This window comes from Arsenicicoccus bolidensis DSM 15745 (assembly GCF_000426385.1).
Classification (GTDB): domain Bacteria; phylum Actinomycetota; class Actinomycetes; order Actinomycetales; family Dermatophilaceae; genus Arsenicicoccus; species Arsenicicoccus bolidensis.
Genome location: NZ_AUFG01000006.1, coordinates 1 through 14,457 on the forward strand (window position 1 = coordinate 1; position 14,457 = coordinate 14,457).

The window sequence follows — 14,457 nt, forward strand, 5'->3', positions numbered from 1 at the left end:
AATCCATCCTCCGTCCCCAGTCTCGGCGCGCATCCCCCGTCTTGAGCTGCAGCACGAGACGAAGGACGGCAGGACAGACGGGGGACGGACCCTGAGACAGGGGATGGCGGCGCAGACGCGAGGACACGGCGTCAGCGGAGCGGCGGCGTGGTCGGCGGAGCCGGAGCGGCGGCGTGGCGCCGGAGCCGGGGCGGTGATGCGGGCCGGCCGAATCCATCCTCCGTCTGATGCTCCGTCCCCAGTCTCGGCGCGCATGCCCCGTCTTGAGCTGCAGCACGAGACGAAGGACGGCAGGACAGACGGGGGACGGACCCTGAGACGGGAGATGGCGGCGCAGACGCAAGGACACGGCGTCAGCGCAGCGGCGACGGGGACGCCGGAGCCGGGGCGGCGGTGCGGGCCGGCCGAATCCATCCTCCGTCTGATGCTCCGTCCCCAGTCTCGGCGCGCATCCCCCGCCTTGAGCTGCAGCACGAGACGAAGGACGCCAGGACAGACGGGGGACGGCCCCTGAGACAGGGGATGGCGGCGCAGACGCGGGGGTCAGCGGATGCGGCCGGAGCGCACGAGCTCGCCCACCGGCACGGAGCTCAGCCCTCGCGCGGCCAGGGCCTCCAGCAGGTGCGGCAGCGCCTCCACCGTCTGGTCGCGGGGGTACTCCTGGGCCCAGCGTCCCTCCACCCGGCCACCGTCGTGCGCCAGGACCACCGCGCCGGGGTCGAGCGCCTCGCCCAGGCCGGTGCCCCCGACGCGCGCGCCGTCGTGCAGGCACGCCTCGAGGCAGGAGCTCCAGAAGGCCTGACGCTCCCCCAGCGACCGGGCGACCTCGGCCACCGAGGCGCTGGTCCGGCCCACGGGCGGGCGCAGCAGCCGCGGCCCCGCGTCCCCGATGACCCGGCGGCCGCGGGCGATCTGGTCGCGGACCTCGGCGTCGGAGATCTCCGTCAGGTGGGCGTGGTCGTGGGTGTGGTTGGCCACCTCGTGGCCCTGCGCCCGCATCCGCGCGACCAGGTCGGGGTGGGCCGCGGCGTTGGCGCCGACGACGAAGAAGGTGGCGCGGGCGTCATACCGGCGCAGGACGTCCAGGACCGCGGGGGTGTAGCGCGGGTCCGGCCCGTCGTCGAAGGTGAGCGACAGCACGGGCCGGTGGGTCCGGACATAGCTGACGCAGTCGCGGTCCGCCGCGCGGCGCGACTGCGGCGAGGAGGTGGGTCCGAGGGCGAGCTCGAACCGGCCGTCGTCCGCCACGGCGAGGCCGGCACCGGAGACGGCGCACAGCACGGCGCCGGTCAGCGCCGTCCGGCGCGACACGACGAGCGCACCCAGGCCCGACGGCCCGGTCCTCCCCACCCGCATGGTCCCCCGCATCCCCCGAGGCACGAACGACTCCGACTGCCCCATCGCGCTCGGCTCGCCCGGGCGGTGCGGCCATGCTAGCGCCCGTGCCACGTGAGCGACGTCACCCCTGTGTCGGAGGTCTCAGACCCCTATCGCCGTGAGGTGACCCGCCAGTAGCGTCCCGGGTGAGGCGGCACGCAGTGGTGCCCCATGCCCGAGGAGCAGACATGACGAACGACGCCATGACCGCCATCCGCGACGCCATCCTGAGCGGGGACCGGTCGGCCGAGACCTACGCCGGCCTGGCCGTCCCCGAGTCCTACCGGGCCGTCACGGTGCACAAGGACGAGGTCGGCATGTTCGAGGGTCGCGCGAGCCGGGACAAGGACCCCCGCGAGAGCCTGCACCTCGACGAGGTCCCCCTGCCCGAGCTGGCGCCCGGCGAGGCGCTCGTGGCCGTCATGGCGAGCTCGATCAACTACAACACCGTGTGGACCTCGATCTTCGAGCCGGTCCCGACGTTCGGCTTCCTCGAGCGCTACGGCCGCACGAGCGACGCGGGCAAGCGCCACGACCTGCCCTACCACGTCGTGGGGTCGGACCTGTCCGGGATCGTGCTGCGCACCGGGCCGGGCGTGCACATCTGGGCCCCCGGCACCGAGGTCGTCGCCCACTGCCTGTCGGTCGAGCTGGAGCACCACGACGGGCACAACGACACGATGCTCGACCCCGAGCAGCGGATCTGGGGCTTCGAGACCAACTTCGGCGGCCTCGCGCAGCTGGCGATCGTCAAGGCCAACCAGCTCATGCCCAAGGCCGAGCACCTCACCTGGGAGGAGGCCGCATCCCCCGGCCTGGTCAACTCCACGGCCTACCGCCAGCTCATCTCGCGCAACGGCGCTGGCATGAAGCTCGGTGACCGCGTGCTCGTCTGGGGCGCCTCGGGCGGCCTCGGGTCCTACGCCACGCAGATGGCCCTGGCCGGTGGCGCGACCCCGATCTGCGTCGTCTCCTCCCCGGAGAAGGCCGAGATCTGCCGCAAGATGGGCGCCGAGCTGGTCATCGACCGCAACGCCGAGGGCTACCGGTTCTGGAAGGACGAGCAGACCCAGGACCCCAAGGAGTGGAAGCGCCTGGGCGCCAAGATCCGAGAGCTGACCAACGGCCACGACCCGGACATCGTCTTCGAGCACCCCGGCCGCGAGACCTTCGGCGCCTCGGTCTACGTCACGCGCAAGGGCGGCACGATCGTGACCTGCGCCTCGACGTCCGGATACATGCACGAGTTCGACAACCGCTACCTGTGGATGAACCTCAAGTCCATCGTCGGCTCGCACTTCGCCAACTACCGCGAGGCCTGGGAGGCCAACTCCCTCATCCGCCGCGGCCTGATCCACCCGACGCTGTCCAAGACCTACGCGATGGACGAGGTCGGTCAGGCGGCGCTCGACGTCCACCGCAACGCCCACCAGGGCAAGGTCGGGGTCCTCACCCTCGCCCCCGAGCAGGGCCTCGGGGTTTCCAGGCCCGAGATGCGGGCCGAGCTCCAGACCGAGATCGACCGGTTCCGCGACGTCTGAGCCGTATGACGAGGGGCCCGGCCGCCCGCGTGTGACCCACGTGGCGGCCGGGCCCGCGTCATACCCTCGGACCGTGAGGATCCCCCTGGTCGACCGGACGGTCGCGGCACGGCGACGCTGGCACGCCTATCGCGCCCGCCAGCGCGAGGCCCTGGCCGAGAGCAACCGGATCAGGGGCGACGCCGCCGACCTCCCGGTGGGCGGGGACGCGGGCGAGGGTGTGGGCGGGGACGTGGGCGGCGGCGTGGACACCACGCTGACCGGCGGGACGGTCGAGCCGACGGCGTCAGGGACCGGCGACCCGACCACCACGACGACCACGTCCGGCGCGACACCTTCGGCCCCCACGCGGACGGGCGTCCCGCTCATCCATCAGTCGCCGTTCACCGTCGGCTTCGTCGGCGCCATCGGCGTGCTCGCCGCCGCGACGCTGTGGAGCATGATCGGCGCGCTCAGCCTCACGCTGACCCTGCTGACCGTCGCGTTCTTCCTCACCCTCGCCCTCGACCCGCTGGTCCAGCGGCTCGTGACGGGTGGGCTGCGCCGCGGCGCCGCGGTCGGGATCGTGTTCCTCGGCCTGCTCGTCGTCTTCGCGCTCCTGGCGGGCCTCGTCGTCCCGCCGGTCGTCGAGCAGTCCTCCGCCCTGATCAAGAACGCCCCCGACTACGTCACCCAGCTCCTCGGCCAGCCCTGGGTGCAGAACCTCGACAAGGACTACAACCTCACGGCGCAGGTGCAGCAGCAGCTCACCGAGCGGCTGCGCGACCAGACCTTCCTGTCCACGGTGGCGGGCGGGCTCATCGGGGCGGGGCAGGCGCTCGGCAGCGGCATCTTCCAGACCTTCACGGTCCTCATCCTCACGCTGTACTTCCTCGCCAGCCTGCCCACGACCAAGAAGGCGGCGTACGCGGTCGTCCCGGCCAGCCGTCGCGCCCGCGTCGTCTACCTCTCCGAGGAGATGATGCGTCGGGTCGGCAGCTATGCGATCGGTCAGGTGGGCGTGGCGACGATCAACGGCCTCCTCAGCTGGATCGCCATGCGGATCCTTGACGTCTCGTATGCCGAGGTGCTCGCCGTCACGGTCGCGTTCCTCGGGCTGATCCCCATGGTCGGAGCCACCCTGGGTGGAGCGCTCGTGACCGGCGCCGGCCTGATCCAGAGCCCCCAGACAGGGCTGATCCTGCTCGTCTACTACGTGATCTACCAGCAGGTCGAGAACTACATCATCGTGCCGCGGATCATGCAGCGCACCGTGGCGGTGCCCGGGGCGGTCACGGTGGTCGCGGCCCTCGCCGGCGGCACGCTGCTGGGCATGCTGGGTGCGCTGCTGGCGATCCCGACGGCCGCGGCGCTGCTCCTGCTCTACGAGGAGGTGCTCGTCCCGCGTCAGCGGCGCCTGTGACCTGCCGCTCACCTGCTGCCGACGCAGCGTGATGCTTCGTGATCGTGAGCGCCCGGTCCGGTGAACCTTGCGCCGCCCCCCAGCCCCAGCCGCACCCCGGACGCAACCCTGCCATAACGTGAGTGTTGTCGAGAGCGCGAGGGGGAATCGCATGACGGTGGAGAGCACGACTACGCCAACGACAACGCCGACGACCGTGCCACGACGGCCCTGGGTCAGGTGGCTGCGGACCCACCTCTCGGTGGTGGACCAGCTGCGCGAGGACCGCCAGGCTCACGACGGCGACGTCACGACGCCAGGATTCCAGGCCGTGGCGTCGGCGCGGATCGGCGCCTGGGTGGACGCCGGCGAGGCGCCCCGGTGGGCGCGGGTCCCCGCAGACCTGGTCAGCCGGGCCGGATATCTGATGTGCCGCAACGTCTACGGCATCGAGCTTCCCCGCACGGTCGCGCTCGGCCGGCGTGTGCGGATCGCGCACCAGAGCGGCATCGTCATCCACCCGCACGCCACGATCGGCGACGACTGCGTCATCCGGCAGAACGTCACGCTCGGCGCCGGCAGCGGCAAGCCCGAGACCTTCCGTCGGCAGGCGCCGCGCATCGGCAACGGCGTCTCCATCGGCGCTGGCTGCGCGATCGTCGGGGGTGTCCGGGTCGGCGACGGGGCCAACCTCGGGCCCAACACCACGATCATGACCAACGTCCCCGAGGGCGCCACCGTCGTGGACCAGCAGCCCCGGGTCCTGCGCATCCCCACGGTCCGCTGATGGCCGGGGAGCTGATCGCCCGCGCCCGCGGCCAGCTGGCCGAGCACGACCTCGCGCAGGGCCTCGCCACCCTGGGGCGGGTGGCCACCGAGACGGACGACCTGACCACCTGGCTCGCCGCCGACCGCCTCCTCGGGCAGCTGTGGCAGCGCGCGGACGGGCACGACGCCCCTCCCGGGCTGCGCAGGACCGTGCGCCTCGCCCTCCTGAGCAGCCACACGAGCGGCCAGCTCGCGGTCGCGCTGCGGGTGGCGGCGCTCGCGCACGGCATCCGGCTGGAGGTCCACGAGACCCCTTACCGGGCCTACGAGGAGCAGGTGCACGATCCGACGTCGGCGCTCTACGCCTTCGGGCCGGACGTGGTGGCCCTCGTGATCGACCGCCGTGACCTGCACCTGCCGCCGATCAGCGACGACCCGGTGGTGGACGTCGCCGCCGAGGTCTCCCGCTGGACGCGCCTGTGGCAGGTGCTGCAGGAGCGCACCGGCGCCCGGATCGTGCAGACGACCTTCGTCCCGCCCACCGACGACCCCTACGCAGGCCTGGCCTTCGCGTCGCCGGGTGGCCGCGTCGCGATGATCCGCCGCCTCGGGCTGGAGCTGGCGGCAGCAGCCCCCGACGGCGTGCACCTCGTGGATGCCGAGACGGTGGCCGCCCGGGTCGGCGAGGCGCAGTGGCACGACCCGCGCTACTGGTACCACTCCAAGCACGCCGTCGGCCTGGCGGCGCTCCCCACCCTCGCCACCGCGATCCTCGACGTCACGGCCTCGGCCCTGGGGCTCGGACGCAAGGTCGTCGTGCTGGACCTGGACAACACGTTGTGGGGCGGTGTCGTCGGCGAGGACGGCGTCGGCGGGATCCAGCTCGGATCGGGAGCCGCCGGCGAGGCCTACGTCGACCTCCAGGCCTGGCTCAAGGAGCTCACCCGCCGAGGCATGCTGCTCGCGGTCGTCAGCAAGAACAACCCCGACGACGCACGGGAGCCCTTCGAACGCCACCCGGACATGCGGCTGACCCTGGACGACATCGTCGCCTTCGAGGCCTCCTGGGACGACAAGCCGCTCGCCGTGCAGCGCGTGGCCGCGCACCTGGACCTCGGGCTCGACGCCCTGGTCTTCGTCGACGACAACCCCGTCGAGCGGGAGGCCGTGAGGCAGGCGCTGCCCCAGGTCGGTGTCGTCGAGCTGCCGGCCGCACCGACCGAGTACCTCCGCACCATCGCTCGGTTCCCGGGGCTGCAGGCCGTCGCCCTGACGCACGAGGACACCCGCCGCACCGCGCAGTACCGCGCCCGCGCACAGGCCGGCGCGTTCGCCGCGCAGGCCGGCTCTCGGGAGGACTTCCTCGCCGGGCTCGAGCTCGCGGCCACGATCGAGCCGTTGGACGAGGTCAACGCCCAGCGGATCGTGCAGCTCATCGGCAAGACCAACCAGTTCAACCTCACCGGCCGACGGCATTCGGCGGCCGACGTGGAGCGTCTCGCCGGCGTCGACCGGGCCGTCGTGTGGGGGATGCGCGTGCGGGACCGTTTCGACGACCACGGCCTGGTCGCGGCGCTCGTCGCCGTGCCGGACGGGGACGACCTGGTCGTGGACACCTTCGTGATGTCCTGCCGCGTGATCGGGCGCACCGTCGAGCAGAGCCTGCTCGTCGCACTGGCCGAGCACGCCCGCGACGCCGGGTTCGCGCGCCTGCGCGGCGAATTCGTGCCCACCGCAAAGAACACCCCCTCGCGAGACGTCTACCGGTCCAGCGGGTTCACCCGCGACGAGCGTCGTGCCGACGCTGCCGACGCGGGCGTCAGGCCCGACGCTGCCGACGCCGCACCCCGGCCTCAGGACCCGGACGCCCCGCAGACCTGGAGCCTCGACCTCACCCGGCCCCTCCCGCAGCCGCCGACCTATGTCGCCGTCGCGCTGCCTGCCCTGAAGGAGCATCGATGACCGAGCCGACCACCCTCGAGCAGGTCCAGGAGATCTTTCGCGACGTCCTGGCCGATCCCGACCTCACGCTGACGCGCGAGACCGTCGCCGACCAGGTGGACGGCTGGGACTCCCTGGCGCACGTGAGCCTCATGTTCAGCGTGGAGAACGCCTTCGGGATCCAGCTGTCCGACGCGGAGATGTCGGGGCTGAGCGACGTCGGCGCGCTGGTCGACGTCGTGGACGCCAAGCGCGGCTGAGCCGCCCGCCGGCGGGCTCAGTCCTCGACGACCTCGCCGTCCCACGTCGTCGGCAGGGGGCCGAAGCCCGGTCGCACCCGGGCAACGATCTCGTCCAAGGCGCGGCGGACATAGGTCTCGCCGACCCACAGGTGCTTGCACCCGTCGACGCCGACGACCTCGGCCTGCGGCACGACCGAGAACTTCTCCCGCGCCTCGGCGGGCTGCAGGTAGTCGTCGTGCTCCGGCACCAGCGCGACGAGGGGCCGCCCGTCGACCGCCCACTCCCGCAGGTGCTCGGACCCGGTCCAGCGCAGCGGCGGGCTGAGCAGGATCGCGCCCTCGATCGCCGGGTCGAGGCCGTACATCAGGGTGAGGTCCGTGCCGAAGGACCAGCCGACGAGCCAGCGGTGCGGCAGCGGCGGCGTCTCGTGGAACTCGGCGTACTCGATGGCGGCCGCCACGTCGAACCGCTCCCCCTCGGCGTGCTCGAACTCCCCCTCGCTGGTGCCGCGAGGCGAGCTCGTGCCGCGGGTGTTGAAGCGCAGCACGGCGACGTCGGCCAGGGCCGGCAGCCGGTTGGCGGCCTTCTTGTAGACGTGGCTGTCCATGAAGCCGCCGTGCGTCGGCAGGGGGTGCAGCGTCACGAGGGTCGCCACGGGGTCGCGGTCCACGGGGAGCGCGAGCTCGCCGACGAGTCGCAGCCCGTCGGCGGTGTGCAGCTCGATCTCCTCCCTGCGGGACGGGAGGACGGTGTTGGCACGGATCTCGTGGCTGGGCAAGGGGGTTCGGCTCCTCTGACGGTAGGGGCGGGGTCTGGGCGGCGGGCGGTGTGTCGGGACGATGGGCGGTCGCGGGACGGCGGGCGGTGGGGACGGACGGACGACGGGTCGACGGGCCGTATGCCGGGGGCTAGTGGCGGTGGTCCCGGGCGGACCAGCACGGGGTGTGCCAGTGCCGCCGGTCCGGCAGCCCTCGCAGCCCCTCGGCCGGCCACGCCACGACGTGCGCGATGGCATCGCTCAGGGTCTGCTGGCAGCCCGGGCAGCGATAGACCTTGCCCGTCGAGGCCCCACGGACGCCCCGCACGATCCACGCGCCGTCGGGGTGGACCTCACGGCGCTCCATCCCCGCCAGGCGGCCCATCGCGAGCGGGACGTGCTGCTCGCTGCGTCGGTTGGCTCGGGGCATGCGCCCATTGTCGCAAAAGCTGTGGCCGCAGGCGCGCACCCGCCGTCGGGCCGGACCCCCTCGATCAGCCGCGGCTGCGCTGGGCGGAGTAGTAGCTGCGCCCGGCGTCGAGGTCACCGAGCAGCTCGGAGACGGTGACGAGGGAGTAGCCGCGGGCCTTCAGCTGGTCCACGATCCCAGGGACGGCGCGCGCGGTCGACGGGTGGATGTCGTGCATCAGCACGATCGCGCCGCGGTGCGCCCCGGCCAGCGCGCGACGGGTCGTCGCCGCCGCGTCGCGGTTCTTCCAGTCCTCGGTGTCGACGTCCCACAGCACGAAGGGCAGCCCCGCGTGCGGCGTGCTCGCCGAGAAGGCGCCGTACGGCGGACGGGCCGCGACCGGGTCCGCCCCGGTGACCTCGCGGATGGCGGCGGACGTGCGGGTCAGCTCGCCCCTGGCCTGCTCCGCCGGGATCCGGTTGAGCTGCTTGTGGGTCCAGGTGTGGTTGCCGACGTCCATGCCGAGGTCGCGCATGCGGCGCACGACACCCGGCTGGGCCTGCACCGCCGGTCCCATGGTGAAGAACGTCGCCCGGGCGCCTCGCGCCGCGAGGGCGTCGAGGATGGCCGGCGTATGACGGCCCGGCCCGTCGTCGAAGGTCAGGGCGATGCACCTCGCCACGGCGCAGTCCACGCGAGCGCCGGCCTTTGGTGACCTGGTGGTGGCGGGCGTGGTGGCGGGCGGGGCGGGCACGGTCGTCGGCTCCGTCGAGGGGGTCGGGGTGGGCGGTTCGCTCGGGGCCGGGACCTCTGGTGAGGCTGGCGGCCCGGCGGGGGCCGAGGTCGTCGGTGCCGCCGCAGGTCCGGTGTCCGGCCGGGACGCCACGGCGGCGTCGCGCACGCGGCGTCCCGCCTCGGTCAGCAGCTCGTCGCTGCGGGCGCGGTCGATCGTCACCATCAGGCGGCCCGCGTCGCTGGCCGCGAGCTCCCCGGACGCGACGACGAGCCGCAGCCCTCCCTCGCGGGTGAACGACACGTCCGCGAGCAGCGCCTCGGCGGAGGGCGTGTCACCGGGCTCGGCGGTGCCACCCTCGGGAGCACGGACCACACCCGCGGCGCGGGCGGACGCCAGGACGTCGGTCACCAGGCGCTCGTGGCCGTCGCCCCGCACCAGGTCGGCGCCCCGCCATACCGTCGAGCCGTCCCGCGTGCCGTAGGTGGTCCGTGAGTCGTCGCTGGTGCTCGCGCCGCCGAACTCGGTCGAGGTGAGGCGGATCCCGACGACGCCGTCGTGGTCGGCCGTCACCGACCACGTCGTCGTCAGGTCCGGGACGGCGTCGCCGAGCTCGGCGCCGGCGTCCTTGCGGAACGACGCGATGCGCCCGCGGACGGTCGCGTCGAGCGCCTGGTTGAGGCGCTTCGCCCCGGGAACGAGGGGCCACTTGGCGTGCAGCGTGGGACGGGCCCACGAGTCCTCCGTCACCACCTGGAGCTCGGGGACGTCAACGGCGCCGGGGTCCTCGCCGTCCCCCAGCGCCCGCACCTGCACGCCCGGGACCGCCCGGGACGCGGTGCCGGAGGCCGTGCCGGAGACGGTGGCGGACGTGGCGGAGCCGCCGCCCGGACCCGTCGGGGCCGCGGTGCAGGCGCCGAGGGCGACGACGAGGGCGACGACGAGGGCGGCAGCGATCACGGCGGGGGCGGTGCGTCGAGCGGTCACGCTCCTATGACGCCGCACGTCCGCCCCCGGTGAGCCGCGACCCGCCGACGGGTCCCCCGTGCGGGTCAGTAGGTGCGGAAGCCCCGCTTGGTCTTGCGGCCGAGGTAGCCCGCCGTGACCATGTGCTCCAGCAGCGGCGCCGGGGCGTAGCCGCGGTCGCGGAACTCGAGGTAGAGCTGCCGCTGGATCGCGTAGGACACGTCCAGGCCCACGACGTCCAGCAGCTCGAACGGGCCCATGGGCAGGGCGCAGCCGTTCTTCATCGCCGTGTCGATGTCGTCGGCCGTCGCGTAGTGGGCCTCGAGCATCTTGACGGCGTCGTTGAGGTAGGGGAAGAGCAGCGCGTTGACGATGAAGCCGGCGCGGTCGCCGCAGCGGACCGGCACCTTGCCGATCGTGCGGCACAGCTGCAGCACGGTCTCCTCGACGTCGCCCTCGGTGGAGACCGTCGTGACGACCTCGACGAGCTTCATCACCTGGGCGGGGTTGAAGAAGTGCATGCCGATGACGTCGCTGGGACGGCTCGTGGCCGCCGCGACCTGGATGACGGGCAGCGAGCTCGTGGTGGTGGCGAGGATCGCCCCCTGCTTGCAGACCTCGTCGAGCCGGCGGAACATCTCGGTCTTGACGTCGACGTCCTCGGCGATGGCCTCGACGACGAGGTCGACGTCGGCGAGCGCGGACACGTCGGTTGCGGTGGTGACGCGACCGAGCGCCTCGGCCTTGGCCTCCTCCGTCGCGCGCCCCTTGCTGATCGCCCGGTCCATGCTCGTGGCGATGGCGGCGGGCACCCCGGCGGCCTTGTCGTCGGTGCGGCCGACCACGACGACGGGGTAGCCCGCCTTGGCGAACACCTCGACGATGCCGGCGGCCATGGTGCCGGTGCCGACGACGCCGACCGTCGCGACGTCACGGGTGGGCCGGGGAGACTCCGACTCGACGGGGGTCAGCGCGTCCGCGACGATCCTGCCGGAGCCGGGCGCCTCATAGGTGTAGAACCCGCGGCCGGTCTTGCGGCCCAGCAGCCCGGCCGTGACCATCTGCTTGAGGATCGGGCTGGGGGCGTGGAGCTTGTCGCGTCCCTCGCGGTACATCGTGTCGAGGACCTGGTAGGCCGTGTCCAGGCCGATCAGGTCGAGCAGCGCCAGCGGGCCCATCGGGTAGCCGCAGCCGTGCTGCATGGCGGCGTCGAGGTCCTCGCGGGTGGCGTAGCGCGACTCGTACATGCTCATGGCGTGGTTGAGGTAGCCGAAGAGCAGGTAGTTGCCGATGAACCCGGCCTTGTCGCCCACCACCACGGGGGTCTTGTCGAGGCGCTCGGCGAGCTCGCGGGCGGCCGTGACGATGTCGGGGTCGGTGACGACGGTGGAGATGATCTCGACGAGCTTCTGCACGGGAGCGGGGTTGAAGAAGTGCAGGCCGAGCACGCGCTCGGGGTGGCTGGTCGCCACGGAGATCTCGGTCACGGACAAGCTCGAGGTGTTGGTCGCGAGGACGCAGGACTCCTTGACGATGCCGTCCAGCCTCGCGAACAGGTCCCGCTTGATGGCGAGGATCTCGGGGACCGCCTCGACGACCAGGTCGCAGTCGACGACCGCCTCGAGGTCGGCCGCGAAGGTGATCCGTCCGAGGATCTGCTGCTGCTCCTCGGCCGGCATCTTGCCGCGCTCGACGGCCCGGTCCGTCGACCGCTCGACGTGCCCACGACCACGGTCGACGGCGGCGTCGTCCATGTCGACGGCGACGACGCTGAGGCCGTGCCGTGCACAGACCTCGACGATGCCCGCACCCATGGTGCCGAGCCCGACCACTCCGATGGTGTCCAACGATCGCTCCATGCCTGGAAGTCTTGAGGGGGGTGATGCTGGTGGCAAGACTGTCGGACTGCGGGCTTGGTCACAAAACTACTGGCGGGTATGCCGGTCGCCCGGCGCTCTCGCGGTGGTTCGGGCACGCGGCGGGCCGGCGGCATACGGCCCGGACCGCTCGCGCGGACTAGGGTGATCTGTCGTGCGACTCGTCATCTCCCGCTGTGCCGTCGACTACGAGGGCCGGCTCGCCGCCCACCTGCCCCTGGCCACCCGGCTGCTGATGATCAAGGGCGACGGCTCGGTCCTGGTGCACTCCGACGGCGGCAGCTACAAGCCGCTCAACTGGATGACCCCGCCGTGCGCCCTGGCCGAGATCAAGCCCGACGAGACCGAGGCCGCCGAGGGCGCCACGGCCGTGTGGGTCGTCCGCAACGCCAAGTCGGGCGACGCCCTGCGCATCGTGATCCACGAGGTCCTGCACGACAGCTCGCACGACCTGGGGGTGGACCCGGGCCTGGTCAAGGACGGCGTCGAGGCGCACCTGCAGAAGCTCCTGGCCGAGCACATCCACACCCTCGGCGACGGCTACTCGCTGGTGCGCAGGGAGTACATGACGGCCATCGGGCCGGTCGACATCCTGTGCAAGGACGAGGGCGGCGGCCACGTGGCGGTCGAGATCAAGCGGCGCGGCGAGATCGACGGCGTCGAGCAGCTGACGCGCTACCTCGAGCTCCTCAACCGCGACCCCGCCCTCGCTCCCGTCACCGGCGTCTTCGCCGCCCAGCTCATCAAGCCGCAGGCCCGGACGCTGGCCACCGACCGGGGCATCCGCTGCGTGACCCTGGACTACGACGACCTCAAGGGCATCGACACCTCGGCCTCCCGCCTGTTCTGACCTCGCACTCACCCGGGAACGGCCACCACAACCCTCACCGCCCGGTAGAGTCGGTCGGTGTGACCGAGCCCCGATTCTGCTACGTCCTCATGTGCCACACCCGTGGTGATGCCGTCGCTCGTAATGCCCGGCGCATCCGCGAGCTGTCGCCGACCAGCGACGTGATGCTGCGCTATGACGTCCCGGGGCTGATGGACGAGCGGGCGTGCGCCGAGATGGGCGTGCAGACCTACGAGGACGACATCACGGTGCGCTGGGGAGACTGGACGATGGTCGAGGCGCAGCTCCGTGCCCTGCGGGAGGCACGGCGCCGGTCGGACGCGTCGCACTTCGTGCTGCTCTCCGGTCAGGACTACCCGATCCGTGACCTGGCCTCCTGGGAGTCCGGCGTCGCCGCGGACGGCAGCGACGCGGTGCTGGACCTGCACGGCGACTCCCCCGAGACCTACACGTGGACCTGGCGCCACCTCCCGGGGCCCGAGATCCTGCGGCGCGTCACCGGCCCCCTGGCCTGGCGAGCAGCCCACCGGCTCCCGGGCCAGCTGCAGGCCGTGCGCTCACCGACGTCCCACCACTGGTACGTCGGCGTCCCCCGACGAGCGGCCGCGCCCGTCCCCGTGGTCAAGGCCGCTGTATGGACCACGTTGTCCGCCCGGGCGGTGGACCGGCTCCTCGCCGTCACCGACCAGCGCCCCGAGCTCCCCCGCTTCTTCCGCACCACGAGGACGCCCGACGAGCTCTACACATCCTCCGTGCTGTCCGCCCAGGCGGACCTCCAGGTGCGCACCGGTCGCACCACCTACGCCGACTTCCCGGAGGACGCCTCCAACCCCGAGTGGGTCGATGCAGCGCTCTTGGCCCGGGCCGCGGACACCCCGGCCGCCTTCGTCCGCAAGATGCATCCCGACGTCGACCCCGACGTGCTGCGGCTGGCGGACGAGCTCGTGGACGCACGACCTTCGCCCTCGCACTGATCCTTTGCGCTCAGGCTCGCCGGTGACCGGGCCACTCGTCGAGGACCCAGCCGTCGGCGTCGACGCGCACCCGTGCGGGCACGCCGTGCGGCACCACGTGGTCGATCGCCAGGTCGTCACGCACGTTGTGGCACAACCGGGGCAGGACGACGGACATGATCCACCGGTGGGCCAGCACGAGCACGGACTCCCCACGGTGCTGGTCGGCGATGGACTCCATCGCCTGTCGCGCGCGGCGGACCACCTGGTAGCCGTCCTCGCCCCCCGGGACGGCGGCGCTCAGGTCGCCGGTCGTCCAGGCGTGCATGACGTGCGCCATGACGGGGTTACCCACCTGCTGTCCGGCCAGCTCCCCGACCGCGCGTTCCTCCAGCCCGCCGACCACCTCGTGGGGCACCCCGAGCGCGTCGGAGACGAGTCGCCCGCTCTGCACGGAGCGCGCGAGAGGGCTGCTGTAGACGGCGGAGATGCGCACCGACGGGTCCGCGGCCAGTCGCTCGGCCAGGACGACCATCTGGGTGGCGCCCACGTCCGTGAGCCACCCGCCGTCGTCGGTGAGGAGGCCCGGGTGGGCGTACGCCGCATGGCCGTCGCGGGCGACGAGCAGCGTTGCAGGGCACTGCAGGTCGCTCATGGGCCC

The 14,457-nt window shown here is 72.7% G+C and carries 13 protein-coding genes; 7 read left to right on the top strand and 6 right to left on the bottom strand.

From position 1 onward, the window contains the following. Positions 1–543: 543 nt before the first annotated feature. Positions 544–1,356 carry a polysaccharide deacetylase family protein gene (locus K313_RS20075; RefSeq protein ID WP_169516821.1) on the bottom strand — a complete coding sequence of 271 codons (813 nt, stop codon included), beginning with the start codon at positions 1,354–1,356 and terminating at the stop codon, positions 544–546. Between the two features lie 224 nt (positions 1,357–1,580). On the opposite strand from K313_RS20075, the gene ccrA reads away from it, so the two are divergent. The 5 genes from ccrA (at position 1,581) to K313_RS0104830 (ending at position 7,268) form a co-directional block, all read left to right on the top strand. Continuing rightward, positions 1,581–2,918 carry a crotonyl-CoA carboxylase/reductase gene (gene ccrA, locus K313_RS0104810; protein WP_029210657.1) on the top strand — a complete coding sequence of 446 codons (1,338 nt, stop codon included), beginning with the start codon at positions 1,581–1,583 and terminating at the stop codon, positions 2,916–2,918. A gap of 73 nt (positions 2,919–2,991) precedes the next feature. After that, a complete protein-coding gene (locus K313_RS0104815; RefSeq protein ID WP_034251846.1) occupies positions 2,992–4,320 on the top strand; it encodes an AI-2E family transporter in 1,329 nt (442 codons plus the stop codon). A gap of 241 nt (positions 4,321–4,561) precedes the next feature. Next, a complete protein-coding gene (locus tag K313_RS0104820) occupies positions 4,562–5,086 on the top strand; it encodes a serine O-acetyltransferase (protein ID WP_169516822.1) in 525 nt (174 codons plus the stop codon). Then, the gene (locus K313_RS0104825) at positions 5,086–7,029 is read left to right on the top strand and encodes an HAD-IIIC family phosphatase (RefSeq protein WP_029210660.1); all 1,944 of its coding nucleotides are present in this window, start codon (positions 5,086–5,088) and stop codon (positions 7,027–7,029) included. The genes K313_RS0104820 and K313_RS0104825 overlap by 1 nt, the downstream gene beginning before the upstream one ends. Continuing rightward, positions 7,026–7,268 carry an acyl carrier protein gene (locus K313_RS0104830; protein WP_019285639.1) on the top strand — a complete coding sequence of 81 codons (243 nt, stop codon included), beginning with the start codon at positions 7,026–7,028 and terminating at the stop codon, positions 7,266–7,268. Before K313_RS0104825 ends, K313_RS0104830 begins: the two co-directional genes overlap by 4 nt. 17 nt (positions 7,269–7,285) lie before the next feature. Here the strand turns inward: K313_RS0104830 and K313_RS0104835 are convergent, their stop codons facing one another. The 4 genes from K313_RS0104835 to K313_RS0104850 form a co-directional block, all read right to left on the bottom strand. Beyond that, positions 7,286–8,029 carry an alpha/beta hydrolase gene (locus K313_RS0104835; RefSeq protein WP_019285640.1) on the bottom strand — a complete coding sequence of 248 codons (744 nt, stop codon included), beginning with the start codon at positions 8,027–8,029 and terminating at the stop codon, positions 7,286–7,288. 130 nt (positions 8,030–8,159) lie between these two features. Then, a complete protein-coding gene (locus K313_RS20080) occupies positions 8,160–8,438 on the bottom strand; it encodes a hypothetical protein (protein WP_034251810.1) in 279 nt (92 codons plus the stop codon). A 64-nt stretch (positions 8,439–8,502) separates the two neighbouring features. Further along, positions 8,503–10,137 carry a polysaccharide deacetylase family protein gene (locus K313_RS20085; protein ID WP_029210661.1) on the bottom strand — a complete coding sequence of 545 codons (1,635 nt, stop codon included), beginning with the start codon at positions 10,135–10,137 and terminating at the stop codon, positions 8,503–8,505. A gap of 65 nt (positions 10,138–10,202) precedes the next feature. Beyond that, positions 10,203–11,963, bottom strand: coding sequence for a 3-hydroxyacyl-CoA dehydrogenase family protein (locus K313_RS0104850; protein WP_338021324.1), 1,761 nt, complete (start codon positions 11,961–11,963; stop codon positions 10,203–10,205). 184 nt (positions 11,964–12,147) lie between these two features. Here K313_RS0104850 and nucS point away from each other — a divergent pair, with 184 nt between their 5' ends. Both nucS and K313_RS0104860 read left to right on the top strand, forming a co-directional pair. Then, the gene (gene nucS / locus K313_RS0104855) at positions 12,148–12,843 is read left to right on the top strand and encodes an endonuclease NucS (RefSeq protein ID WP_019285645.1); all 696 of its coding nucleotides are present in this window, start codon (positions 12,148–12,150) and stop codon (positions 12,841–12,843) included. Positions 12,844–12,902: 59 nt separating this feature from the next. Continuing rightward, the gene (locus K313_RS0104860) at positions 12,903–13,817 is read left to right on the top strand and encodes a beta-1,6-N-acetylglucosaminyltransferase (protein ID WP_156911145.1); all 915 of its coding nucleotides are present in this window, start codon (positions 12,903–12,905) and stop codon (positions 13,815–13,817) included. A gap of 10 nt (positions 13,818–13,827) precedes the next feature. On the opposite strand, the gene K313_RS0104865 is transcribed toward K313_RS0104860, so the two are convergent. Next, positions 13,828–14,451, bottom strand: a complete 624-nt coding sequence (locus K313_RS0104865) for a histidine phosphatase family protein (protein ID WP_019285647.1) — start codon at positions 14,449–14,451, stop codon at positions 13,828–13,830. Between the last annotated feature and the right edge of the window lie 6 nt (positions 14,452–14,457).